Genomic DNA, 26,043 nt, shown 5'->3' on the forward strand with positions numbered 1-26,043 from the left:
CTTTGACTCTTTCATAACCGGCTTGTCCTGGTAAATACACTCCATAATACTAAGCAACACACATGGTAGTTAGTAACTTGCCCTATGTGCTAAATTCGTAAAGTTAAAAGATTAAAACTCAGGTAAAAAGCTTTCGATTACCATTCGTTGCTGTTTTTTGCCATCCTGATCCAAGCCGCTCTTAAAATTGCAAAGTTCATTGGCCCACTTGGATGTTCTGACCCGAATAGGTGGCTCCTCAGCCTGTACCACTTGTAAAACCACGTCGGCTACTTGGTCAGATGTCTGGTATATCTCAGCTGTCTGCTCTGGGCTTCGCGACCTCATACCACCAATATACTGATTGAAGACCCCCTGGTATTCATCTTCGGGATACCCCTGGCTCCGCTCCAACTGCGAAAGCACATTATTGGCAAACTCTGAGTGGATACCACCGGGCTCGACAGCGGTAAAATTAATATTAAAGGCAGGGGTTATATAACTTGCCAGGGCCTCTGTATAACCCTCAACAGCAAACTTTGCCGCACAATACAGCTCATTGAACGGCTGCCCAACTAGCCCACCCACTGACGAAATATTGATAACGTGTCCACTACGAGCTTCGCGCATATGGGGTAAAACTGCTTTAGTGCAGCGAACTACACCGAGGTAGTTCACATCCGTCACCCAACGTACCTCTTCTTCGCTGGCGTGTTCAGTGGTCTTTACAAAACCAGCGCCAGCATTGTTGATCAATAAATCGATACGCCCAGCATCCCGGATAATGGTATCTACGCAGTTCTGAATACTGTCAGAATCTGTTACATCCAATTCCATCACTTCGAGAGCCGCCCCCTGAGGAGCCGCATTTATCAGCTGGTCGGCCTTGGAGAGATCTCTCATGGTGGCAAAGACCCTAAACCCCTGCTTGGCCATTTGCAGCGCCAGACTCTGCCCCAGCCCTGTGGAAGTCCCGGTAATCAAGGCAACCTTACTCATTGCTCTCTCCTCAGTATCCGTTAATCAATCTCAAAATGTAAACTATCCAGTGCAGTATACACATGAATAGCAGCAAGTAAACCGGTCGGTGTATTTTCTGGCAATGAATCTGGCTGCAGCTAAACAATAGGGCTGGCGAGTCAGAATAAGCCGTAAAATAAGCTCCGCCAGCTTTATTCTCAGAGGGCGTAACCTGATACCATTAGCGCCCTTTTATAGCCCAGACAGTTTCTGTGAGTCGGAATGTTGGATAGCCTCCGGCGCATTCACGTTCACAGGTAGTCCCGCAACAAGGTATTTCTATGTCCATTGCCGATTTGAACTTTTTGAAAGCACTGCCAAAAGCCGAGCTTCATCTCCATATCGAGGGTTCACTGGAACCGGAGCTAATGTTCGAGTTGAGCAAGCGCAACAATATTGAAATTCCCTTTTCCAGTATTGAGGAAATTAAAGCAGCCTATAAATTTCATAATTTGCAGTCCTTCCTCGATATTTATTATCAAGGCGCTTCGGTCCTGATCCATGAGCAGGATTTTTATGATCTGACCATGGCTTATCTCAAGCGCTGTCGTGAAGACAATGTTGTCCACACAGAGATCTTCTTTGACCCCCAAACCCATACAGAGAGGGGCATTAATATCGGTGTGGTTATCAAGGGCATTAACAGCGCTCTTGATGATGCAAGAAATGAGTGGGGAATAAGTAGTCACCTTATTTTGTGCTTCTTACGCCACCTGAGTGAAGAGGAAGCAATTGCCACCTTGGAAGCGGCAAAACCATACCTCAACTTGATAAAAGGTGTAGGGCTGGACTCTTCTGAGCTGGGTCATCCACCCAGCAAATTTGAAAAAGTATTTGCTATGGCCAAAGAGCTAGGGCTTGAGAGAGTTGCCCACGCTGGTGAAGAGGGGCCTGCCGATTATATCGTAGAGGCTCTCGATCTTCTGGACGTGAGCCGAATCGACCATGGGGTTCGCTGCGTTGAGGACGAAGCACTAATTGAGCGCCTGAAAGCGGAAAATATCCCCCTGACCGTTTGCCCGCTCTCCAATACCGCACTCTGTGTGTACGACAATATGAACCAACACCCCATTTTGTCACTCCTCGAGCGCGGCCTGTGTGTCACTGTTAATGCAGATGATCCCGCTTACTTTGGCGGTTACGTTAATAAAAATTATCTGGCCCTTAGCGAAAGTCTGGGCATGACTAAAGAGCAGGCGAAAAAACTGGCCCTGAATAGTTTTAAAGCGAGCTACATTTCAGAGGCAGATAAAGAAAAGTGGGCGGAGGCAATATCAGCAATCGAAACGGTTGCTGAAGTTTAGTGGATTGGATAGTGTCCTGACTGATCATAAAGCCAGGACACTATTTCAAAATTCAGTCTTCATCATATCCGCAGTGAGTACCCGCTAGCTCACTGAGTTCAATTAAATTAATAATCTCAACTGATCGGCCACTCACCTTAATTAATTTTTCTCGCTGAAAACGCGAGAAAAGCCGGCTGACAGTTTCCGCTGTCAAACCCAGATAATTAGCGATATCAGTGCGCGGCATCGATAAAACAAACGCACTGTGAGAGTATCCACGGCGAGCGTAACGGCTGGAAATATTAATCAGAAGAGCCGCCAAACGAGTATCGGCAGAGCGCTTGCCCAACAACATTAAAATATCGTTTTCCTGGCGCAACTCTTCAGAAAAAATGCTGTAAATCTGCTGCTGCAGGGCTGTCACCTGCTGGGCCAAAATTTCCAGTTGAGTAAAAGGCAGCAGGCAAACACTGCTGTCTTCCAATGCTTCCGCATAACTCGGATGTACCCGAGTACTGTAGGCATCCAGACCGAGCAGTTCCCCAGGTAAAGCGAAGTGGGTGACCTGAGTGTCACCATCTGCGGCAATCACCACAGTTTTAAAACTACCTGAGCGAATTGCATAGAGATTGGCAAATGGATCGCCAGCTCGGTAAAGGGTCTCCCCCGCTTTAATTATTTTCTTTCGACGCGTGATCTGCTCTAGCCGATCAATATCAGACTGACACAAACCAGCTGGCAAGCACAAACGCCTGACTGAACAGTTGCCGCAACTAACAGCTGTAGAGGAATCCATCATACTAAACCGGTCGGTAAACTAATTTGCCGCAATTGTAACGGCTGTCGAGCCGTTAGTCTCCTGCCGGTAGCTATAGAACACGTGAATATTTCGCATCTGTTTCTTGACTGTGCAAATACATATCAAATGCAGCGGCAACATTTCTCACGAACCAGCGGCCTTCCTCGGTAACAATAATATTTTCGTTATCCTGATAAATTAGACCATCGTCAAACATAGGCTGTAAGCGCGCTAATTCCTCAGAGAAATACTCCTCAAAGGAAGCACCTATACGCTGTTCAACAAGGTTTTTATCCAGGCGCAAACGACACATTAATTCACTAATAATCCACTGGCGCAAACGATCTTCATCATCCATTAACCAGCCGCGGCAGGCTGCAGATTTCCCTTCTCCAATCGCCTGAGTATATTCTTTTAAGCGATGTAAATTTTGCCAGTAGCCATCGCGACTGTAGCTGATCGCCGATGCCCCCAGACCGACCAAAGCATCTGCCGGCATTAGGGTGTAACCCTGGAAATTGCGCTGCAGCATACCGGCATGGGCTGCCTTAGCCAGTTCATCCCCAGGACGGGCAAAGTGATCCATCCCCAAAAATTCATACCCCGCCTTACCCAGGTGCTCTACAGCCGCCAGCTGCATCGCCACTTTTTCTGCGGCAGAAGGGATTAAATCCGTATCAATCAGGCGCTGGGCCTTAAATCGGTGTGGCAGGTGTGCATAGTGATAAAGAGCGATGCGGTCCGGTTGCAGCTCCAGCACTTTATCCAAAGTGCGGTGCAGGCTGCTCAGCCCCTGCTTGGGTAGTCCGTAAATCAGGTCGTAGGAAATGGACTCAAACCCGCGGTCACGCGCCGCTACGGTCAACTCCGTGACTTGGTCGGCACTGCAGATACGATTGATTGAACGCTGAACTTCGATATCGAAATCCTGCACCCCCAGGCTCAAGCGGTTAAAACCCAGTTCTCGCAGGGTATCCAGGGTCTCTAACTCAAGGGTACGTGGATCGGCCTCAATACTGTATTCAACCCCGTCGCCAGGGCGCAAATCAAAAACTTCAGCCAGCCCTCCCATTAAGCGACGCATATCACTATCACTCAAGAATGTCGGCGTACCACCGCCCAAGTGCAATTGGGTAACGGGGACATCAGCCACCTTATCCCGGTACCACTGGGCTTCCTGCAGCAAGTGATCCAGATAACTGGAAGCCAGTCCATACTGGTGAGTGATTACTTTATTACAAGCGCAGAAGTAACAGAGAGAACGGCAAAAAGGAATATGAACATAAAGGGACAAGCTGCGAATATCCTGCAGTGCTGCCCAGGGCTCAATTCCATTTAATGTGTGAAAACGATCGGCGGTAGGATACGAGGTGTAGCGCGGGCAGGGTCCGCTATAACGGGATAAGAGTTCTTCAGACAACCCTCCCACGGGGCTTTTAATCTCTTGCTTCATATTCATTCACACCTCGTTCGGTAGTTTGCTTGGAAATCCGACACAAACAAAAAAGCAGCCACCGGGTCTTCGACCAGAAAACCACAGTGACTGCTCTACCCCAGACCTATTTATTGCTACCTTTTAGAAGCGGTAGCCCAGACCAGCCATGTAAACTAGCGGATCAATATCCACATTGGCAGTCACTTCACCCAGGCCAGGTACTTTGACTTTGGCGTCGGTCTCGATGTCCATCCAGAACACAGACATATTGAACAGCCAGCGTTGATCGGCACCGAAGGTAAAATCGATACCGGCTTCTGCTGCCAGGCCAAATGAATTGTCCAGGGACAGTTCTGCATCACCGGTGGCGCCAAGGCCTTCGAAAGCGCTATCGGCGGTGCTGCTGATTTCTTCATCAAAGAAAGCGGTGTAGTTCACACCCAGGCCAACATACGGCTGAATGTTGGACTGTGGCTCCATCGGATACCATTGAACCAACAGAGTCGGCGGCAGGTGCTTGGTTTCCCCCAGGTCGAAGCTGCCCAGGCCCTCGCCAACAACTTCGATATCGTGGCTGAACGGCGTTGCGGCAACCAGTTCCAAACCCCAGTGATCGCGGAACATGTAGACGCCGGTCAGGCCCAGTGCGGAACCGTTATCCACATCAACACCGGTTTGGTTGATGCCGGTTCCATTCAAGGAAAGTACGCTGGAATTAGCATCGGGTGCTACAGTGGCCATGCCACCGCGCAGAATTAAACTGCCTTGTTCATAGGCCAGTGCGGGTGCAGAAAGTACGGCGGTCAAAGCGGCTGTCGCACAAGCAGTTATACGATTCATTAACTTCTCCATAAAGCGATTAGGCATTTTTCCCGACTCAGGAAGGGCCCCCCTCCAGGCACAATCACAAGTCGCGGACAGGTTACTCGCTGACTGCCTGAGACTGCTTGATCCAAATCAAGCTGCCGAATTACCTGGAAAAAAATCCATTGGAATGTGCAGCAGCAAGATAATTGCGCTGTTTAAGGGAGACCCGTTTCCGGGAAGGGGCGGGGAAGATAGCGGCTCAGAAAGTCCGAGGGAACCGAGCACCCAACTGTATTTGATACGATCTTGCCAAATTGAGAACTACCGCAAATTTTTTCTTTAGATGACAAGATTGAGGGCAAACAAAACAGGCAAAAACTGCACCACTGCCGACATTGCCAGACTGTGGTGCAAGGCCTTTAAACAAGCGCTAAGTAAGGCTACCCGCCGGGCGCCGGAACATATTCTGAATACTGGAGAAATCCAGTTGCTGGTTTTCCTCACTGGCGCCATGCAGTTGGAAAAGATTTTTCGCCAGGGCTCCCATCGGAGTAGAGGATGCACTGGTTGAGGCGGCATCCATAGCCAGCCCCAGGTCCTTGAGCATCAATGCCACACTGAAACCGCCGGCATAGCCCTTTGCCGAAGGCACGCTCTCCATAGTGCCCGGGTAGGGATTGTAGTTAGCCAGGGACCAATTATTACCCGAACTTTCCCTCATAATATCGCTCAGTACCTTGGCATCCAGCCCCTTATCCACTCCCAGCTGTAAAGCTTCTGCGGTACCGGTCATATGGATCGCGAGCAGCAGATTGTTGCAAATCTTTGCCACCTGCCCGGCACCTGCAGCACCGGCGAGAAATATCTTGCTGCCCATCACCTGCAGCGGGGCCCGCGCAGCATCGAATGCCGCTTCATCCCCGCCGCACATAAAGCAAAGCGTCCCCGCCTGTGCCGCAGCTGTACCTCCGGATACCGGGGCATCTATCGCTCTCAACCCATGCTCCCCGGCAGCCTGGTTGACCAGGCAGGCATCCTCTGCGGAGATAGTCGAACAGTCGATAATCAGGGTATCGGCCGGGAGTTGCTGCAACAACCCAGCCTCTCCCAGGTAGAGCCCTTTCACCGCGTCGCCACTGGGCAGCATGGAAATTACGATATCCGCGCCCTCAACAGCCTGTTGGGCACTGTCACAGGGCAGGCAGCCGTCTCGCTGTGCCTGCTCCAGAGCAACAGGGCTCAAATCAAATGCCGCTACGGTATAGCCGGCCTTCGCCAAGTTGGCAGCCATGGGGCCACCCATATTACCCAAACCAAAAAAGGCTATCTTTTCCATAAAAGCCACTCCCTATTTTGTTGTTGGTATCCCTGGCGATTAACAGCCCGGGACGCTCGGTAAATACGATATCTACAGGTCGGCCAGCGGGTGCTCACCGCCCCAGGGTCCCTCAAAGCAGCTTTCCACCTGCGCAGGTGTAATCTGTTCCAAGCTGTCAGGTTGCCACTGGGGTTCGCGGTCTTTATCAATCAACAGCGCGCGCACCCCTTCCTTGAAGTGGCCACTGGCACAGAGGTTTACCGCGAGTGCCAACTCCATGCGGTAGATATCCGCCAGGGACAGGTGTCGAGCCCGCTGTAATTGCTCCCACACAATCCAGGGGGTCAGCGGAGAGCCACCTGCCAAAGTGGCAGCTGCCCGCTGCAACCACTTATCCACACCCTGGTATGCACTGATGGCGGCACAAACCTCTGGCAAGGTGGCAAAATCGGTAAGCTGCTGGATTTGGTCATAATGCTCTCGCAGAGCAGACTCAGGCCGCTCCAGAAGAGGCAGCTCCTGGGATTTAAGGCAATTGCTAATTAACTGGTGATTGGCTTCCAGGTTTTCACCAAAACTGAGCCCCGCTAACGCAGACAAGACTGATTCCCGCTGGTCCTGGCCTATCATGCGGTCCGCCATACCGGCAAACAGGGCATCGGCGCCATTAAACTGCGCACCGGTCAGCCCCAGGAAAAGTCCAAGGCGCCCGGGCATACGATTCAGGAACCAGCTGCCCCCCACATCGGGAAACAAACCAATCGTAATCTCCGGCATTGCCATGCGAGTGGTTTCGGTCACAATCCGGTGGCTGGCTCCCGCCATAATGCCGATACCGCCTCCCATCACGAAACCACCACCCCACACCACGACGGGCTTGGCGTAAGTGTGAATCTGGTAGTCCAGGCGATATTCGCGGGAGAAGAAATCGGTGGTGAAGCCGTAGTCCGGTGTCTCACCATAGGCGGCAGACTCCCGATACAGCGCCACCACATCGCCGCCGGCGCACAGCGCCTTGTCGCCACTGCCATCGATCCAGACTGCTGCGACTTCAGTGTCTTCAGCCCAGCGGTCCAACTGGGCCGACAACAGATCGATCATGGATGAATTTAAGGCATTGAGAGCCTTGGGGAGGTTTAGTGTCGCGATCGCCAGGGCGCCGCGCCGGGAAAACAACACCGGGGAATCCTGATCCATTTTTATTCGTCTTATAGCTCTTGTACTAGATAGTGTCGCAGTTAAACACAGATCACATTTGACGTCAGCCACACGCGAGTACAGCGGGCTACCTAAGAGATGCCCGGTTGCACTTTTTACGCAAACTGATAAGTTGCGCGCAAAATCTGACCGATTCCAACACCCATTACGGAACCCCAAATGGCCGAATACGTATACACCATGAACCGGGTGGGCAAAGTAGTGCCCCCCAAGCGCGAGATCCTCAAGGACATCTCCCTCTCCTTCTTCCCCGGCGCCAAGATCGGCGTACTCGGTCTAAACGGCGCAGGTAAATCCACCCTGCTGCGCATCATGGCCGGGGTCGACCAGGACTTTAACGGCGAAGCCCGCGCAATGCCCGGCATCAAGGTCGGCTACCTGCCCCAGGAACCGCAACTCGATGCCAGCAAGACCGTGCGCGGCAACGTAGAGGACGGTGTACGCGAAGCCATCGACGCCCTTGCCGGCCTGGAACAGGTCTACGCCGATTACGCCGAGCCCGACGCGGACTTCGATGCCCTGGCCAAGAAACAGCAACAGTTCGAAGACATTATCCAGGCCTGGGACGCCCACAATCTGGAGCACCGCCTGGAAGTTGCCGCAGACGCCCTGCGCCTGCCCCCCTGGGATGCGGACGTAAACAATCTGTCCGGCGGTGAGAAGCGCCGTGTGGCCCTTTGCCGCCTGCTGCTGTCCCGCCCGGATATGCTGCTTCTCGACGAACCCACCAACCACCTGGATGCGGAATCCGTATTCTGGCTGGAGCGCTTCCTACACGATTTCACCGGCACTGTGGTAGCCATCACCCACGATCGCTACTTCCTCGACAATGTTGCCGGCTGGATTCTGGAACTGGACCGCGGCCACGGCATTCCCTGGGAAGGCAACTACACCACTTGGCTGGAACAGAAAGAAAAGCGCCTGGAGCAAGAGCAGCGCGGCGAACAGGCCCGCGCCAAAGCCATGCAAAAGGAACTCGAGTGGGCCCGCCAAAATCCCAAGGGCCGTCAGTCCAAGAACAAAGCCCGTTTGTCCCGCCTGGAAGAAATGCAGTCCCAGGACTTCCAAGCCCGCAACGAGACCAACGAAATCTACATTCCGCCCGGCGAGCGTCTCGGTGACAATGTGATTGAGTTTAAAGGTGTGAGCAAAGGCTTCGGCGAGCGCCTGCTGATCGACAACCTGTCTTTCCGCGTGCCCAAGGGCGCAATTGTAGGTATCGTCGGCGGTAACGGTGCCGGTAAGTCCACCCTGTTCCGTATGATCAGCGGCACCGAGCAGCCGGACTCCGGCGAGATCAAGATGGGTGAAACCGTTAAGGTCGCCTACGTTGAGCAGGGCCGTGAAAATCTGGATGACAGCAAGACCGTATGGGAAGCCATCTCAGACGGCCACGATATGCTCAAGATCAACAACTACGAAGTGGGCTCGCGCAACTATGTTGGCCGCTTTAACTTCAAGGGCAGTGACCAGCAGAAGCGCGTAGGCGAACTCTCCGGCGGTGAACGCGGACGCCTGCACCTGGCCTATACCCTTAAGCAGGGCGCCAACGTACTGCTGCTGGATGAACCCTCCAACGATCTGGATATCGAAACCCTGCGCGCCCTGGAAGAAGCCCTGCTCAACTTCCCCGGCTGTGCCCTGGTAATCTCGCACGATCGCTGGTTCCTGGACCGCGTTGCCACCCATATCCTCGCCTATGAGGGTGAGAGTGAAGCGGTATTCTTAGAGGGTAACTATACCGAGTACCACGAGGACTTTGTGCAACGCAAAGGTGAGGATGCAACACCCCATCGCATGCATTATAAGAAACTTAAGACCTGATCCCTTAACTTGCACAAAAGCAAATACTAGCCGGTTAAGCTCTTTTGTTCACAGAGCAAAAAGTTCCGGAGCTCTTGGTCAGAACTCCGGAACTTTTTGCGTTTAAACAAGAAAAATTAAATATTGCCTATTTCATTAAATACAATCACTTTTCCGAATACCCTTTAGCCTAAGGTATTTGTTTCGACTTTATCATTAAAGCTCTTCATATCACTGATCACTGCTTCAGGCTGCAAGGCTGATCGTTTTTATTAGGTAAGCTAACAATAATAGCAAATAACGTCTTGTGCTCCATCATAGCTAGAATATCCCCGCCATATTTCTTACCTATGACGCTCTCATCTTTCCAGCAACATACCCGATTAATCTAGTAAACAACGGCTGGACGACTTTCTCTGCTCGCTCTGTTTTTGATCTTCCGCATCAATCATGCTTACTGTAGCGCTTGCGATAAGGCATTATCTTAGGTATTAGTATAAGTCTCCACCACTTGCCTGATCTGAATAAATCAACTGATAGATCATTTCAAAGTGTAACAATATACTAGTATATCTCTTTAACAGGATTTTCTCTGGCTGTACCTCTTTTGGTATCATTCGTTCTCGCTCAGTTAGTAGTAATTTATCTCTGCCTCTCTTTTGGCCGGAAGAAGCACCGACACTACCAACTAAATCCCAATTAACCAATTGTATTTATTATCAGAAATTAAGAGATATAAAGTTGGAAAAAATTAAGCTTAGAGGTATTGGATAGCACACCCCAAAGAAGTAAGCTGCTTGAAACATCACCAAGGCAGTACTGAGTTACGAAAGTAGAACGCCCGCTCCGGAATATAAACAATACGCCTCTAGTATAGAGCTGTACGCTATCAAGCTGTAGAGAAAACACCCAATGCCAGCCTTTACTGAAAAAATTATCAGTTTCTTAAATGGGGGGGGGATCTGCTAATCTAGGACCGACGTATATCACTTGCGCCAAATGCGGGGTTAAAGCAATGAAAATAGGCACCAATGTACAAGAAACTAAACTTCAAGTAATAAGCAACCATTTTTACTTATCTGAAACATAATGAAAGGCTAAAGGTTTATTTTGATAGAGTTCTTAAAGGCTTTTCAACCATCCCCAAAAAATTAGCTTTCATCCAAAACTAAAGTGACATGAGCACTATTAGCAATGGAACTTCATTAAATAAACCAGACATTGATCAACACATCAATGAAGCCAACTACACAAACCGGCAAAAAAACGGCATCTATCAAAATCCCAGCCAAATTGAACCAACTTCTAAAAGGCAATGCTAGCCAATTAAACTGACTAGCACTACCTTCAAGGCAAACATAGCACCTGAATTTTAAGAGCAATATTCAAATTGCCTGGAGAAAATTTTAATATAACCCACAGGAAATCAAATATTTTTCACCAAATTTTATAATAAAGCACTTTTCACAAGTGCCTAAACACGCCCTTTAGAACATTTATTATTGTGGGGGGAGCTCGTATGCACCTTCAGGGCCCGCAGTAATATCTGTTTCTAATTGCATAACCATCTCCTTTCGCATTTTTCATCTTTAAAAGTATCCAAAGCTTTACTAAGGCCTCAGATAGCCCTAATCTTAACTCGATTACAATGTATTACACCATCGATATTCGTTAATATTGGGTGAATGGTCACAACTAATTGATAGTATGGCATCAAATACTCCCCTCTAATAAGAAGAGTTACATGTACCCAAAGCTTAGTGATGCCCTACTATCCAGGCCTATTTTTTAGCCCCTCGACTCTATTCTCCATCCAACTTAAGAAACCAGCCTAATTTAAAAATAAGTACCAAATTCAAAACCTGCTAGGGATGAGCAATCACCATCAGGGTTTTTGCATTTTTTTGCACACAGGCTACCGCCATCTGCAGGTTCTCCGGATCGAGTGCCGCAAAACTCTCATCCAGCACCACTAACTCAGCATTTTGTAAAAGCGCACGGGCGATAAATAAACGGCTCATCTCACCGTGGGACAACCTCCAGCCCATCTCGCCAACCGTTTGTAAAATCCCTGCCGGCATTTTTTCCAATAGCGGGGTCAACCCCAACTCATCACAAATTGCATAAGCCTTGCGCAGGCTCTCCTGGCGAGGTGGCCACTGGTCCCCCATTAATAAATTAAAAAGAAATGAATCTCCCAACACATGATTTTCATGAAACTGGGGAGCTGATGCGACCATCCTGCGCCAAGGTTCAGCACCGATACTTGCGCGGTCGTAGCCATTGAGCAGCAACAGGCCATCATCTGGTTTCTGGATGCCGGTGAGAACATTCGCCAATGTGGATTTCCCTGAACCAGAAGTGCCCTGCAGTAAAAGCCGGTCGCCGGGATAAATGCTGAGGTTGCATCCCGCCAACACTGCTTGATCTTTTCCCTCGTAGGTGAAACGGATATCGCGTAAATAACACAGCGGCTGCGAGGAATCCTGCTGGCCGGCCGACGCGGCCACTGCCAAACCTGCACTGCCCCTTAAGTGGCGATCTTCAAGGGAAAACAGTTCACGTACTTTTTCCCAGGAAATTGCCGCACTTAAGGCGCTGGTAAAACCATTCATACACTTTAAAACTGCGCGATACCCCAACAACATGCCTCCAAAGGCAATTGCGAGTTGGGTACTACTGGCACTGTCGCTAATAAATATTGGGGCCAGCCCCACGATCCCTAAAAGTAACCACAGGCGCGGCAAAAAAGCCTGCAAACGCGCCATGGTGTTATCCATGTGAGAGGAACTTTCCAGGTAGTCATTTAACTCACTGTCTTCGCCCCGGTGCCACTCGCCGGGTGCCTGCTGAGCGAGCCGGGTGCGGTGGCCGATCATTTTCTCAATTAAACGGTGGGTCATTGACAGTCGCTGTGCTGTCCACTCTTTGCGGCCGTAGTACTGTGCCCGCCCCAGGAAAAATGCAACTGCTAAAAATAGGGGCAAAATTGCTGCATAGATAAGGCCACCAGCTCCCATCAGCAAAATTGAGGCTGCAATTAACAGTTCAACAACGCCGAGCAATAATAAAAAGGCACCCTGTAATGCACTGGCTTCTATATTCTCCGCATCGTAAACCCTGCCCAATACCTGACCCGACCCCATATGGCGAATACGACTGGGAATAACGCGCAGCGCGCTGGCGAGCAATCGCTGTTTCAGGAGTGCGCCGGTCTCAACGGAGACCACACCTCGCAGCCGGGCTGTGAGCAGGGATAGGGGAACCTGAGTCACCAATAACAATACCCAGGCAGATAGCCAGCCCGTATCAATATGGCCCTCGAGCACAGCCCTACCTATCACCCACCAGCTACACAGAAAAATGGCCATCTGGGCACTGTGGCAGGCAAGCATGGCGGCAAAGCGCCAATACAATCCGCGCTGGCGAAGCTGTAGGCGGAAAGACCGGTGAGAGGATTGACGCAACAACCAGAAATCATCCAGGCGTACGCCGGCAAGATTTTCCCGCAGCAGGGCAGTCATTGCTTTCTTGCGGCGGCGCCCCTGAATGTGTGCACTATCCAGCAACTGTTCGATACGCTCGCGCTGGGGCCCTTCAAGCTCGCGAGCCAGCTGCTGAATAACCAGCTCTAGGCAAACTTTCTCCAGGTGCAGTGCCGGTGTGAGCAGCTGTAACTTATGCCCCCTGCCAGCACACAGTGCGATAAAATATTCCCCCTCGGGAAAGCGAACCCGCAACAGTGCCGGGGCGGCTCCCAACAGCATGGTTTCCAGCTCTGGGTAGCTACAACTCACTTGCTCCACTTGCAAGTCCAAAGCTTCAGCACCTGCCTGCAACCTGGCATTCAACTCCAGGGTGCTTCCAAGGGATTTGTGCTCCGCTACTTCAGGCTCCAAGCCGCTGTATTTTGCCAACGCTTGTAAGGCGGCCTCCAGCTGCGACACTGGCCAGCAATAGGGCATTAATTCTTTACTGCTCACTGGCAACCTCCGTAAACCGGGAGGCCGGTGTCGCCCCAGGAACTCCTTGTACTTCTGTCAATTGACCGCTGGCCATGCGCAAGTGACGCCAACTGCTACTCTGCCAACACTCTTGCCAGAGACTGCTTTCAGCTGCCAGTAGCTGCGCATAGCGCGTGTCGCCCTGGGTTTGAAGCTCAATAGGCTTACCATCTTCAATAATGCAACCCTCGTCCACGACCAAAACACGAGGAAAGTCCCGGGTTTCACTGATATCGTGGGTAATACAGATCAGGGTGACCCCTTGCCAAACCTCCCTCACCCGGTTCATCAGGCGCTGCCGTTGTTGGCGATCAAGCCCCCTGAACGGTTCATCCAGAATCACACAAGCAGTTTCCTCGCGGCCAAGGGCGCGCCCCAGACGTACGCGCTGCCCTTCACCACCACTGACCAGGGCACCACTTTCGCCTAGCGGGCTTTGCAGCCCCTCCGGTAGCGCTGCTACCAGCTTGAGTAAATCCGCTTGCTGCAAAATGGGGTAAAGGGGAACTCCCTGCTTATTGCCGTAATTCAAGTTTTCCAGAAGGCTGCTATTCCACAGCTGAATTGCGGGATCAACCCAGGCACAGTGAAGGCGAAAACGATGCAGTAAATCTCCCTTCAATTCTCCGCCGTTGAGCATTACACGGCCACTGGCGGGTTTGTGCCACCCCAGCAATAATCCGGCAAGGCTCGATTTGCCAGCGCCGGATGCTCCGACCACAGCAATTTGCTCACCGGGGCTGATTTCCAGATTTACCCTGTCGAGAATAGTGCGACCGCTAGCATTAACGGTGACATTCTCAAACTTGATACCCACCGGTTTTGCCGGGGAAAATTCCACACTATCAGCGGAACTTTTATCTGTGTCTCTTTCAGTGACTGCTTGCAGCGGTTCGAGGGCTCTCAGTAAAAAATTTCGTTGCCGTGGATAACTTCGCATCAGCCCCGCAATTTCTTCACCCAGCGGCGGCAGTGCCAATACCCAATAAATCAATAAAAGTAGATCGGGACTTGCCCCTCGTGCATTAACACAATAAATCACCAATACACTACTGAGGGTACAATTAATCAACAGCTGTACCGCCTGGCTATTGAGCTGAAAACTCAGTGATGAGTATCCAGCCCTTATCCATTCAGTGAGCAGGTTTTCATGCTCACGCCGTACAGACTCACCGGCGCCGTGCGTACGGATTGGAATAACTCCCAGCAGCGCATCCATATAGAAGCGAGCCAAAGCTCCCGCATGAGTCTGTACTCTCATACTGTAATCAGTGAGTACTGGGTGGAACATCAGGGGTACGGCAACTTGCAATACCGACATGACGAGCACCAAAGGAGCGGCAGCTGGAGCAAGCCAGATTATTCCGAGTGCAGTAGCGAACAGGGAGAAAATTTTAAAAATGAGACTCGTTCCGAGAACAGGCAAACCTCTCAAGGCGGCAATACGATGTGAGCGTTCGGCTGTATCAGAGGTGGGACGGCTCTGAAAGAAATGATCAGGTATTTTGGGTAGGGCCGCTAAAAACCGTATGCGGAAACGATTTTCCAAACGGCGCCCGACCACCATTTGGACTTTTGCTGCGGGAAACTGCAATAGCATTAATGTGATCATAAAGACCAACAGCAATGCAATCGTGCCTGCTCGCTGTATCTCTGTCGCTAACTCGCTGTGGATATCAATCAGGCCACGGAAAAGCAAGGCTTCGAACATCAGCCCCAATACCGCTCCGAGCATAGCAATAAATATAGTGAGTGGCGCAATCAATCCATCTTCGCGCATCAACCCCCAGAGCTGCCTGAGAGGTTGAACCGGTGACTCCCGTAAAGCCCTGGATAGCGCTTCCGATTTCGGTTTAACTTCATTGACATCGCGAACCCCTTTTACGCTCACGATGACCGCGCCACTAAACTCCAACTGCTCCGGCGACAGTTCAATTGTCCCTGCAGGCTCACTTCCACGGGGACGGGACGGTCGAGCGCACCAGTAATTCTCTGGTACTAAACAAAATGCTTGGCTGGTATCTGTAGTAAATTCAACAAACAGCCGCTGCAACATACCACTGACTTCAGCACCGCGCTTTATCGCCCCGGACGTAACCAATGAGGTGAGCATTCGAACGGATGCATCGAGAAATGCCAGCGAGAGCCAACTCTCATCCTTTAGCGCTTTTTCACAGAGTGTGGTGGCCACTGTATTGCCAACCTTTAACTGTGCAATACGCTCTTTCAGCGGGGCAATAAAATCATCACCACCTGCCCAGTTTCTCCAGCCCTGAGGGGGCACCCGTGCGGTGTGAACATGCAACTCATTCAAAAAACGACATGAGCTGGGCCAGCGCCTACCACTGGCGGGGTCCATCACTTGCACAATACCGCGATGATTTTTCCAGGCCACGACAAAATGAGTGTTACCGTTTGGTAACCGTACCACAACCAATCCTGGCAAGTAGCCGGTGGAGCTCAACAAGAGATGGTCCACGGGAACCACCATCTGGGCAGCTTCTAGCCCAAGCTCTACCGCAATCTTTTCCAGGGTATTTATCGAGGTACCATCTACATCAGTCTGGCAGGCATCGCGTAAATGGCCGTAGTGTGTATTTACACCAAAACCCTCAAGCAAGCACTTTAGGGAAGCCGGACCACAGTCCATATTAGAGGTCTGAACTACCTCTGGAACTAACCAGCGTCTTTTGCTTTCCACTGTTACGCTCCCTCTTCGACAGTTTTCCCGGGAGCTTTACCTGAAAGTAACTCACCAGTTCTTTGTAGAAGTAGCTGATAAGGAGTTTTCTTACCCGTGGCAATTTCTACTCTGGCGGGTAAGTCATGCAATAAAGGAAGGTTAGGTGGTGGCTCGCCTCGCAAAGAGAGTTGCACAAGAACTTTGTCCTGCTGAACGGCACTAGCAACCCGCTCTACCCGAGCCTCCAACTGCCCATAGCGAGCCCAGGAAAATCCATCCAGTTTTACTTGGGCTCTCTGCCCAGGCTGAATATGCCCCAATGCTAGCGCAGGAGGGAAAAATGCCTGGATAGAAATAACACCTTCTGCCTGAATAGTTGCAACTTGCTGTCCTGCAACTAGAACTTCACCCTCACGAATTTTTGCTAGCGAAGCCAACACGCCAGTAATGGGCGCACGCAGGTTCTGTTCACTCACAGCAAGGTGACTTTGCTGAATGCGGGTATCAACTTCAGCAATCTTCCCATCAATATCCTGATGCCGCTGCTTTAAAGCACTCACTTCAAGCTGATATTCACTAATCAGTTGTGCCCGGCGATCCTCTAAAGCATGGATATCTGCTTGCACTTTTAGAGTTGCCATTGCTATTTGCTGGTACGTTCGTTTTGCAGCCAGATAATCCAATTCGGAACTTTGTTGTTTTTGCAACAATCGCTCATAGCGATCGGTGACATCTGCTTGAATTTCTTGATTATCTAATTGAAGCTGGTACTGCTGCTCTAATAAATTCAATTGGTCACTAAGGGCCTTTTCATCTTCAACGAACTTCTTATCTAGTAGTTCTCTTTCCCTTCGAACTGATTCCAGTTGATCTCGCAGGCTTCCAGATATTTTACTGTCCCCCTGCAAGCTCAAATTAAGTACGGAAGTATCAAGTCTAATTAATACATCATCTTTCTCTAATGTATCTCCCAACTCTGCTTCAATGTGAACAACACGTCCAACCCGCTGGGTACTCACGTGAACAGTATTTTGTTCCTGCTCTAATCTCGCATCTTCAGTTACGCTATAAGTTGTAATTTCTACCGTGAAGAACCATATAGCCCATGCCACCAGAAGTAAGACACCTAGAGCAGTAGCGGCAACCAAGGCACGAATAGAGTCTGAAGTAATAGAACGAGTAGTGTGAAAAAAAGGCGTTGACAATGTGAAAAACCCATTTAACATTTATCGTAGCAAAACAGCTGAAAAGTATGACTTTGCTACTACTTTTATAGTTTCCTTAAAAAAGCTAAGGCAAACAAAGTTAAATTTTTCATACCTAAGAGTCAATTTATTTTGGTCAAGCTCGAAAAAATCCCTTTGAAGCCCACCCCTTAAGTTCGATGGAACTTCACTAACTCGGCATCACACATATAAATACACAACTCATAGCTAGAAACTCGGACTCTAGCTCCTATTATCGCCTTATTCTTCACTGGATAAATAATAATTAATAGCCCCTTCAATAGCTCCATAAGTGATAAATATCGAGTTATTTATCCTTCACAACCAATTCATTTACTTCCTTTTATAGATAGTTTGATAGGCACAGCCAGTGTGCGAATTACCCTTACCCAAAATATGCTATAATCGCTTACCCCCCAAGCCAACCATGCACACCCATCAATACGCGACTTGCTGATATCAACCACTAATAGAGTTTGAAATTAGCAATCTGAAATAGGTAACTGCCAACATGAAAAGTTAAAATACACTTGATGCTAGCGCCCCAAATATAGTTATTGATGAGAATAAGACTCCTCTCGAAATTTGCCCGCTATTAGCATCCACAGCACTAAATAGCACCTTTTAAGCCTCACAGCCAACACCCATCGCCTTATTAATTTACGAACTCAACAAAGCCCACACTGCTTCATATCCTGACTGATTAAACTACGAACTGCACCCTCACCGCCGAATATAAATGCAACATTCAAAACATGGTCTGATTACACCCCTTGATTACCTTCCATACTACTGTTTCACTGACTCCAACCGTAAAACTTGCCTTTATTAGCCCACATAATCCAGCACAAAATCACAGCCTAAAATACATGCTCTACTCCTCAAAAAAATCACAAACTATCATATATATTTCGAGATAATTACCCACCCAGAATACTCTCTATCAGAAACAAGATAATGAATCCAGCACCACCCTGGCCCACGTCAATTTACTTACCAGCGCATAAACATTCAACCAACCAATACAGAGATACCGAACATCTAAAAATACTTTAAATTAACTTAGGCCCACTCCTTAACACTCTTAGAGCAAGCAAAACACACATAACAAAAATTAAATTAAAACTTAAGGAAATATAGAATATACTACAAGCACTAAAAACAATATAACAGGCTTATATTCAGCATACAGAGCCACACTTCTGAACTACAATCTAAAACATGCTTATCACAGAGCTAGACAGGAAAACTGCCAGACTTACCACAATATGAACTGAAACCAGAAAGTCACAACACCTCATCATAATTTAAATGGAAATAAGTGCAACCATCTACAATCAAATTGGACTACATATGATCAGCTGTAAAATTTTTTTAAGCTCACTTAAATTAGCCCCAGATTCAGCACCGGCGTTTTTCCAAGAATTAATTATTAAAGAACTTAAAGCGCAAGAAGATCCAAACATAACCATTATCACACCTCATAAAATCATACCTGATGAATGCTACATAGAAATATCCTGCCTAAAAAAACCAGACCTCACACACCAAAAGCTTCAAAATTTAGCAATTAAGATTGATGAAACCGCAAGGAGATATTTTCAGATTGAAGCCCCGATCAGGATAAGAATCATTCAGATTGAAGAAGACTCCATATATGGGATCAATTAACCCTTCAACCAACAGGAAATGTAAACTTGTGTAATTACTGGCATTGGGATTATAGCCTTCACATTTCCAACCAGTCAAAGTTAAATCAAGAAACGTACGCTTGTATCCAATATAATACAAACACACTTAGATAACTGGCATTGTTTATTTAACTTCCAAATAGTATTAGCAAATACCTAGGCCGCCACCCCCTTTAAAGTCACACCTTGATCTATAAAAATATTTGTGTTTTTTTACTTAAAATAATAGCTTCAATTGTTAGCATATCACCAAAGCAAACTATCCTCCCCAACCAAGATAACTCCAGAAAAATCTGTACTTATTTCCAAAAAAGTAGCTTACATATCTTAGTATACGTATAGAATAAAGGTGAAAAATAATGAAATTTATCACATACATGAACATAAGCCCCTCCTTTTGAAAGGGCTTATAAAACTCAGATACTTTTGAGATGAGAAAAATCAGATATATTAAATACTACGTCGCCTTTCAATGAAGCTGATCATAGCAAAGAGCTAGTTGGAGTTTCATTATACTATGTCACAATGAGAGCTTAATGCCTCAAAAACTCCAACATCCATCTGGCAACTGCATTTTCATGGATATCGTTCTTGAGCGACTCCTGCCCTTTATCAACCACAGCTTCACCAAAAGCCTGCCGTCGAAGCTCCATTAAGCTATTTGAGTAGGGCTTAGTAAATTCCGGGTGCGCCTGGAAGCTAAGCATATGATCATCCACCTGCACCATTGCCATTGGGCAGAACTCACTGGAAGCCAGTACTCGCCCACCAAGCGGCAGCTGATCCACCTGATCCTGATGCGTTACTAAGAGACTAAAGTTGGGCGCGGGTTCAGACATCCAACTAGGCGTCTCCTGCATTTCGTAGGTGTGCACCCCCAGCCCCCAGCCCTTATCTGACTTACGAGCCCGGCCTCCCAGTGCCTGGGCAATTAACTGGTGACCAAAGCAAATACCAATGGTCGGCTTCTTCTCACCATGTAACTTGCGTACAAAATCCATTAAGGGCGCAATCCAGGGTTTGTCGTCATAAACGCCTGTCTTGCTACCGGTAATCAGGTAAGCATCTACTTCATCTATATGATCGGGATACTGGCCGTGCTGGACTTCGTAGGTGTTAAACTCCAAATTGGAGTCCTGGTCGCGCAACAAGTCGGCAAACATCTCCGGGTACTCCCCAAATTCGCCGACAAGCTCTCTGCGCACATCATCGGTTTTTAAAATTCCAATCTTCATTATTTTCACCGCTGAATTGACTACATAGTATTGGGATTATGGCATATCCAGTCATCAGAGACCGCAATCAGAAAGATTTGCCCCACTGTAACAAGCGCCATAACAGCACATCTTTCATCATAGATCTTTTACCTATCCGGGTCGCCTGATAGCTCTTTGGCCCACTGCCTAGGAGCAACATTTCTCTCTGGGCATTCTTAGCTGAAGTAGTTTTGTGTATGATCTCGGCTTTAGCACATTTTTCAGCCAACCCTTCGGCTACAAGGCGGCCCAGAGGCAATTAGGGTCGCTTGCAGTAACGACTGAGGACCAACAATGACCACAACAACCTCCCCGAGCGATCGGCAGGACAGTCCCCCAGGGCGCAAGACAGCCTTTATCCGCTTCTTAGATGCAGTGGAATGGCTCGGCAACCTTCTCCCCCACCCAATCACACTGTTCGCACTATTCGCCGTTAGCGTGATAGTCATTAGTGGTATCGCTTCTTACTTTGGCCTGTCTGTCCCCGACCCCCGCCCGGTTGGCGCTGCTGGCCGAGCGCCAGATGGCGTCATTGAGGTCTTCAACCTTATGAGTGGCGATGGACTCAGGATGATCGTTACCAGTCTGGTTAAAAATTTCACCGGATTTGCTCCGCTGGGGACAGTTTTGGTGGCCCTATTGGGGGTTGCGATTGCCGAGCACTCCGGCCTGTTAAGTGCCGCTGTTCGCGGTCTGGTACTCCAGGCCTCCAAACGCACAGTCACTGTCATAGTGGTTTTTGCCGGCATCATCTCTAATACCGCCTCTGAATTGGGCTACGTGGTACTGATCCCATTAGCCGCAATGATTTTCCACTCTCTCGGTCGACACCCTATCGCTGGCCTGGCCGCCGCGTTTGCCGGTGTCTCTGGCGGCTACAGTGCTAACTTGCTGCTGGGAACGGTGGACCCGCTGCTATCGGGGATCACAGAATCAGCAGCCCATATGATCGACCCGACCTACTCCGTGGGCCCGGAAGTAAACTGGTTCTTTATGATTGTCAGTACCTTCCTGATCACCGGAGTTGGTAGCTGGGTGACCATGAAGATCGTAGAACCCAAGCTGGGCAAGTATGATCCCAGTGAAGCGTCTGTCGACCTGACTCAAGACAAAGTTGGCACCTTGACCGACGCCGAGAAGCGCGGCCTTAAGTACGCAGGTTTGGCTGTTTTGGGCGTATCTGCAGTACTCGCTTTGACGGTGGTGCCTGAGTGGGGTGTTTTACGAAATCCAGAGACAGGCTTGGTCGCGGGCTCTCCGTTCCTTAAGGGTATCGTCTCACTGATCCTGGTGTTCTTCGCTATCCCGGGATTTGTTTACGGTAAGGTTGTCGGCACCATGAAGAATGACCGAGATGTCATTGATGCCATGGCCAAGAGCATGAACAGTATGGGGATGTACATTGTCCTGGTGTTCTTTGCTGCACAGTTTGTCGCCTTCTTTAAGATCACCAACCTGGGCACCATTTTTGCCGTTTTAGGTGCTGATGCGCTACAAAGCATCGGCCTCACTGGACCACTACTGTTCCTGTTCTTCATCATGATGTGTGGCTTTGTGAACTTGATGTTGGGCAGTGCCTCTGCTCAGTGGGCGGTGACAGCTCCCATCTTTGTACCCATGCTGATGCTGCTGGGCTACGCCCCCGAAGTAATCCAGGCGGCCTACCGTATCGGTGACTCTGTGACCAACGTTATCACGCCGATGATGAGTTACTTTGGCCTGATCATTACTTTTGCTGCGCGCTATAAGAAAGACTTGGGCATGGGTACATTGATCGCCACTATGATTCCCTATTCCATCTTCTTCTTTATCGGATGGACAGCCCTGTTCTTCATCTGGGTTTTTGCCCTGGGACTGCCCGTCGGCCCCGGTGCAGCTACTTACTATGGTGGCTAATCCACTGATTAATCAGTAATCCTAGAGCCCGCTTATGCGGGCTTTTTTGTCTCCCCAAAATGACCATACCTTTGAAATGGTCATTTATATCCGCTGGTAACTACCCAAAAAGTGTTAAAGCGTTCCTGAAATCACCAGTCATTCAAGATAGCTTTAGGCAAGGGTAAAAAAGTGGATAAATTAAGAAAAAATTATTATTCCCAGATATGGAGTCACCATAAAACAAAAAAATTTTTTTGCTGTCATAAGGGAATAAAGTTTCAATGTATTAACTTTAATTGGTATTTTTTTTCATTAGGTGACATTTTGATTATGAGCAAAAGCCAAAAGCCCTTCGAATCCACAAAAAAAAACAAGTAATATAGGCCTTGAAATAATACTTAGCGGAGACTGATAGGCGGATTACACCAGTTTCGGCTGCCTTGTTTTAATCTCATATATTATTTTCTCAGGATGAGTCGTGTGCACTTTGTGGTAGTTAGTGCAGTAACAGTTATCCATAGCGCACAATACATATCAGGAATTCGAAATAAAACAGGCATTCGCCAATATGACGGTTTTGCAAATCCGTCAGACAATGCCCAGGAATGTGTAATCCTGGAATTTGCATTTATTTGTAGATTCCTAAAATTATCGGGCGCGCCTATCAGTTGAATATTTTCGCTCAAATAGAAGTTGCGACCCGGCACGCCTAATAATTAAATCAGGCTGGGTTCTTGGAAGGATTTGGAAGAAATTGACCCAACAAATAAGAGCTAAGCTGTTAACCGGCTTTTATGACCAAGTATCCCAGCTAAACGGCTGCCCGGAAACACTGCTTAATAGCGCCGGTATTAACCCCGAGCAGGTTGAAAAACTCGAGGGGTATCTCCCGTTGAGTAAAGTGACTGACCTTGTTGAAAAGGCCGCACGACAACTCAATTGCGCGGATTTCGGATTGAGACTGGCAAAAAGCCAGGGGGCTGCCGCCCTCAGTTCTCTTGGAGCAGCAGTATTGCAGTCGTTGACCCTCGGGGAATTCCTCAATGCTGCCGTAAAGCAATTCGCCGCCCCTCCTTATAACCTGCGAGTTGAATTGGAAGTAAAAGGGCTCCAAACGTTTATAACTTTTCATTGTTTAAATGATTTAGAAAGTTATATACCTTCGGACTCTCCATTACCTCTCGAGCTATTCCGGGAATTTCTCCTTGGGGTTTCTGTTGTCGCACTACAAATATTATGTGGTGAAAAGTTCAATCTGGAGGCGGTTCATTTAAAGTCCAAACAGCCGCTCCACGACCAATATGAAAACTTTTTTGGTACAGATGTACAGTTTTCACAAAATAGCGACACCTTGATTCTAAGTAGCGGCCAGTTGGCCCAACCGACCGAGAAGTGCAACCCGGTTTTAAGGCCTCTATTAAAGTCTTATATCGACAAAGTACTGGAACAAGGTGAATCAAACCTGATTCACCAAGTAGAACAGCTGATCTATTGCCTGATGCCGCTAAAGCGCTGCAGTCTGCAGGAAGTCGCCAATCAGCTGGGCATGCACAAGCGCACACTGCAGCGCAGGTTGCGAGATCGGGAATTGGTGTTTGAGGATATTCTCGACCGTATTCGCCGCGAACGCGCAGAACATTACCTCAGTAGAAAGTTGCCACCTATGGCCCAGATTTCCAATATGCTGGGGTATCGGGAGCAGAGTTCATTTAACCGGGCCTGCGACCGCTGGTTTGGTACCACTCCAATGAAAGTTCGCCGCAAGTTGTTGAGTGAAGCTGCGGCGAAAGCTGCACTGGAAACTGAAAGTTAAAGCCCCTTCAGAAAAATACAGAATCAGTCGTGACACAAGCCAGATTTTAGCTTGTGTCACGACTGATTAAATACCCAGCCTTTCCTACTTACTCATCCCCCTAATTCCCACCTCCACCACTGATCAATTAGAGCCTGTCAGATCTCTGGATCATTAGTCGCAAAGTGAGCTCTCCAGCCCCACACTTCTTTACAAGTTATCCACATTACTTACTCATTCCTCGACTACTTTCGATGGCAGTCCCAGGCCAATTCGAGAAGCCAGCCCTTCGCTGAGCGGTAATCGCCATTTCCCGAGTCTATAGTTTCGGGCGACAGCAATAACCTCTGTCAAAACCCAATGAGCAAAGTTGAGGCTCCAGGGACTCCCCTCAAAGTGCCTACGACAGGAGAACACGATGAAAAAAATATTTATCCCAGTAGCAGCCCTCTTACTGGCCACAAATGTATCTGCACAGCCGCGCCAGCCTCCGCAGGAAGCGATTGATGCCTGCAGCAGCTTGGCTGAAGGAGACGCCTGCACTGTCGAGACACCCAGAGGCACATTGGAGGGCACCTGCCGTATGCCCCCGCAGATTGAGCAGCTGGTCTGTGTACCTGCCGGCGGCAAGGGTAAAGGCGGCCCTCGCCCCATGGAAGATGAAGAACAGTAACTCCCAATAAATCGCAACCGGCCAGCGGTACTGTAAATCTTGAGATGTCATTATGAAGAAGTGGTTATTTGTGGGGCTTTGCAGTATTGCGCCTCTCTCGCTGGCTCACGTACCCGATAGCGCCCTGGAGGCTTGTCGAAACCTGTCCAGTGGCGCCAGCTGCTCAATGGAACTGCCCAATGGCCGAGTCAGTGGTCGCTGCCGCAACCACCCCCAATCACATGGCCTAGCTTGTGTTCCCGAGCGCAAACCGACTGCGCGCTCTACAGGAGGGGGCGCCACTGGTGGACGCCACACCGCTCGCAAACACACAGTGGTGCAATCCGATGGTCTGCAGCACACTGTTCCCGCTACCGAAGCGCCCATTACCTTTAGTGAAGTAAGTATCAGTATCCAGGGACCCTGGCGCGTTATTGAGGCCAACGGTATTTCCGAGCATAAGACTGGTACCTTCCCCAATCGCGGCAATCCCCATGAAATCGAGGTGCAGCGCTACCGTTTCCGAGTTCCGGCTATCCCCCAAATTGCTGCTCAATCTACACCGGTTCCGTTGCAGAATTTTGGTATCGGACTGAACGGAGTGCCTTTCGACCCCAGCGCTGCGGAATGGTACCTGGGCAATCGCGGACGCTGGCGCTACGAAGCCTTATCCGGTGCGATTCAGCTGGGTGTAGACGGTAACTACGCCCATGTTCAGCCCAATGGTGCCTATCACTATCACGGCATTCCCACCGGTTTATTACAGCGCCTGGGAGTATCTAAGGAAAGGCATTCGCCACTGATTGGCTGGGCTGCCGATGGATTCCCCATTTATGCCCTGTACGCCTATGCCGATGGTTGGGAACCGAAATCCGGGATTGCGGCAATGACTTCAAGTTATCAGGTGAAACCCGGGAAACGCCCCAAGGGCAGTAAAGAACCCGGTGGCTACTACGATGGTACCTTTGTGGATGATTACCACTATGTGGCTGGCTCCGGCACATTGGATGAGTGCAACGGCAGAATGGTTCGCACCCCGGAATTCCCCAAGGGCACCTATGCCTATTTTCTAACAGAGGATTGGCCCATTATCCCGCGCTGTTACAAGGGCACTCCATCAGAGGATTTTCGTCGGGGCCCCGGTAACAACCAGCGCAAGGGAGCAACTAGGCGCCCCTAGCGCAGGAGGCTCTGAA

The 26,043-nt window shown here is 49.2% G+C and carries 17 protein-coding genes; 7 read left to right on the forward strand and 10 right to left on the reverse strand.

Features of this window, described 5'->3' with window-relative positions; genetic code table 11:
- Window positions 1-111 precede the first annotated feature (111 nt).
- The gene (locus ACJJII_RS03125; RefSeq protein ID WP_444918242.1) at window positions 112-978 is read right to left on the reverse strand and encodes an SDR family oxidoreductase; all 867 of its coding nucleotides are present in this window, start codon (window positions 976-978) and stop codon (window positions 112-114) included.
- 302 nt (window positions 979-1,280) lie between these two features.
- Between ACJJII_RS03125 and ACJJII_RS03130 the strand changes: the two genes are divergently transcribed.
- Window positions 1,281-2,303, forward strand: a complete 1,023-nt coding sequence (locus ACJJII_RS03130) for an adenosine deaminase (RefSeq protein ID WP_444918243.1) — start codon at window positions 1,281-1,283, stop codon at window positions 2,301-2,303.
- Window positions 2,304-2,355: 52 nt separating this feature from the next.
- Here the strand turns inward: ACJJII_RS03130 and fnr are convergent, their stop codons facing one another.
- The 5 genes from fnr to ACJJII_RS03155 form a co-directional block, all read right to left on the reverse strand.
- On the reverse strand, window positions 2,356-3,084 hold the full coding sequence (fnr, locus tag ACJJII_RS03135; RefSeq protein ID WP_108734587.1) for a fumarate/nitrate reduction transcriptional regulator Fnr: 729 nt from the start codon (window positions 3,082-3,084) through the stop codon (window positions 2,356-2,358).
- A gap of 70 nt (window positions 3,085-3,154) precedes the next feature.
- Window positions 3,155-4,537, reverse strand: coding sequence for an oxygen-independent coproporphyrinogen III oxidase (gene hemN, locus ACJJII_RS03140; RefSeq protein WP_444918244.1), 1,383 nt, complete (start codon window positions 4,535-4,537; stop codon window positions 3,155-3,157).
- 123 nt (window positions 4,538-4,660) lie between these two features.
- Window positions 4,661-5,359 (reverse strand): OmpW/AlkL family protein, encoded by a 699-nt coding sequence (locus tag ACJJII_RS03145; RefSeq protein ID WP_444918245.1) that lies wholly within the window; start codon window positions 5,357-5,359, stop codon window positions 4,661-4,663.
- Window positions 5,360-5,756: 397 nt separating this feature from the next.
- Window positions 5,757-6,662: a 3-hydroxyisobutyrate dehydrogenase gene (gene mmsB / locus ACJJII_RS03150; RefSeq protein ID WP_444918246.1), complete on the reverse strand. Its 906-nt coding sequence runs from the start codon at window positions 6,660-6,662 to the stop codon at window positions 5,757-5,759.
- 72 nt (window positions 6,663-6,734) lie between these two features.
- Window positions 6,735-7,841, reverse strand: a complete 1,107-nt coding sequence (locus ACJJII_RS03155; RefSeq protein WP_444907209.1) for an enoyl-CoA hydratase/isomerase family protein — start codon at window positions 7,839-7,841, stop codon at window positions 6,735-6,737.
- Between the two features lie 180 nt (window positions 7,842-8,021).
- Between ACJJII_RS03155 and ettA the strand changes: the two genes are divergently transcribed.
- A complete protein-coding gene (ettA, locus tag ACJJII_RS03160) occupies window positions 8,022-9,686 on the forward strand; it encodes an energy-dependent translational throttle protein EttA (RefSeq protein ID WP_444918247.1) in 1,665 nt (554 codons plus the stop codon).
- A 1,844-nt stretch (window positions 9,687-11,530) separates the two neighbouring features.
- On the opposite strand, the gene ACJJII_RS03165 is transcribed toward ettA, so the two are convergent.
- Genes ACJJII_RS03165 through ACJJII_RS03175 form a run of 3 tightly spaced genes read right to left on the reverse strand, consistent with a single transcriptional unit; the run spans window position 11,531 to window position 17,557 of the window.
- A complete protein-coding gene (locus ACJJII_RS03165) occupies window positions 11,531-13,648 on the reverse strand; it encodes an ATP-binding cassette domain-containing protein (protein WP_444918248.1) in 2,118 nt (705 codons plus the stop codon).
- Window positions 13,638-16,370, reverse strand: a complete 2,733-nt coding sequence (locus ACJJII_RS03170) for an ATP-binding cassette domain-containing protein (RefSeq protein WP_444918249.1) — start codon at window positions 16,368-16,370, stop codon at window positions 13,638-13,640. Before ACJJII_RS03170 ends, ACJJII_RS03165 begins: the two co-directional genes overlap by 11 nt.
- Before the next feature lie 2 nt (window positions 16,371-16,372).
- Window positions 16,373-17,557: an HlyD family secretion protein gene (locus ACJJII_RS03175; RefSeq protein ID WP_444918250.1), complete on the reverse strand. Its 1,185-nt coding sequence runs from the start codon at window positions 17,555-17,557 to the stop codon at window positions 16,373-16,375.
- Between the two features lie 1,332 nt (window positions 17,558-18,889).
- Between ACJJII_RS03175 and ACJJII_RS03180 the strand changes: the two genes are divergently transcribed.
- On the forward strand, window positions 18,890-19,249 hold the full coding sequence (locus tag ACJJII_RS03180) for a hypothetical protein (protein WP_444918251.1): 360 nt from the start codon (window positions 18,890-18,892) through the stop codon (window positions 19,247-19,249).
- 553 nt (window positions 19,250-19,802) lie between these two features.
- Here the strand turns inward: ACJJII_RS03180 and ACJJII_RS03185 are convergent.
- Window positions 19,803-20,504, reverse strand: coding sequence for a glutamine amidotransferase-related protein (locus ACJJII_RS03185; protein ID WP_444918252.1), 702 nt, complete (start codon window positions 20,502-20,504; stop codon window positions 19,803-19,805).
- 315 nt (window positions 20,505-20,819) lie between these two features.
- Between ACJJII_RS03185 and ACJJII_RS03190 the strand changes: the two genes are divergently transcribed.
- The 4 genes from ACJJII_RS03190 to ACJJII_RS03205 all read left to right on the forward strand — a co-directional run bounded on the left by ACJJII_RS03190 (window position 20,820) and on the right by ACJJII_RS03205 (window position 26,027).
- On the forward strand, window positions 20,820-22,421 hold the full coding sequence (locus tag ACJJII_RS03190; protein ID WP_444896033.1) for an AbgT family transporter: 1,602 nt from the start codon (window positions 20,820-20,822) through the stop codon (window positions 22,419-22,421).
- A gap of 736 nt (window positions 22,422-23,157) precedes the next feature.
- Window positions 23,158-24,216 carry an AraC family transcriptional regulator gene (locus tag ACJJII_RS03195; RefSeq protein WP_444918253.1) on the forward strand — a complete coding sequence of 353 codons (1,059 nt, stop codon included), beginning with the start codon at window positions 23,158-23,160 and terminating at the stop codon, window positions 24,214-24,216.
- A gap of 397 nt (window positions 24,217-24,613) precedes the next feature.
- Entirely contained in the window at window positions 24,614-24,868 is a 255-nt protein-coding gene (locus ACJJII_RS03200; protein WP_413663408.1) for a hypothetical protein, read from the forward strand.
- A 52-nt stretch (window positions 24,869-24,920) separates the two neighbouring features.
- Window positions 24,921-26,027, forward strand: coding sequence for a YHYH protein (locus tag ACJJII_RS03205; protein ID WP_444918254.1), 1,107 nt, complete (start codon window positions 24,921-24,923; stop codon window positions 26,025-26,027).
- The last annotated feature ends 16 nt before the right edge of the window (window positions 26,028-26,043 follow it).

This window comes from Microbulbifer maximicatervae (SeqCode) (genome assembly GCF_052467825.1).

Coding starts and splice junctions, on each gene's coding strand:
- ACJJII_RS03125 (WP_444918242.1), bottom strand. CDS start 978: ATGAGTAAGGTTGCCTTGATTACCGGGACTTCCACAGGGCTGGGGCAG.
- ACJJII_RS03130 (WP_444918243.1), top strand. CDS start 1,281: ATGTCCATTGCCGATTTGAACTTTTTGAAAGCACTGCCAAAAGCCGAG.
- fnr (WP_108734587.1), bottom strand. CDS start 3,084: ATGATGGATTCCTCTACAGCTGTTAGTTGCGGCAACTGTTCAGTCAGG.
- hemN (WP_444918244.1), bottom strand. CDS start 4,537: ATGAAGCAAGAGATTAAAAGCCCCGTGGGAGGGTTGTCTGAAGAACTC.
- ACJJII_RS03145 (WP_444918245.1), bottom strand. CDS start 5,359: ATGAATCGTATAACTGCTTGTGCGACAGCCGCTTTGACCGCCGTACTT.
- mmsB (WP_444918246.1), bottom strand. CDS start 6,662: ATGGAAAAGATAGCCTTTTTTGGTTTGGGTAATATGGGTGGCCCCATG.
- ACJJII_RS03155 (WP_444907209.1), bottom strand. CDS start 7,841: ATGGATCAGGATTCCCCGGTGTTGTTTTCCCGGCGCGGCGCCCTGGCG.
- ettA (WP_444918247.1), top strand. CDS start 8,022: ATGGCCGAATACGTATACACCATGAACCGGGTGGGCAAAGTAGTGCCC.
- ACJJII_RS03180 (WP_444918251.1), top strand. CDS start 18,890: ATGGAAATAAGTGCAACCATCTACAATCAAATTGGACTACATATGATC.
- ACJJII_RS03185 (WP_444918252.1), bottom strand. CDS start 20,504: ATGAAGATTGGAATTTTAAAAACCGATGATGTGCGCAGAGAGCTTGTC.
- ACJJII_RS03190 (WP_444896033.1), top strand. CDS start 20,820: ATGACCACAACAACCTCCCCGAGCGATCGGCAGGACAGTCCCCCAGGG.
- ACJJII_RS03200 (WP_413663408.1), top strand. CDS start 24,614: ATGAAAAAAATATTTATCCCAGTAGCAGCCCTCTTACTGGCCACAAAT.
- ACJJII_RS03205 (WP_444918254.1), top strand. CDS start 24,921: ATGAAGAAGTGGTTATTTGTGGGGCTTTGCAGTATTGCGCCTCTCTCG.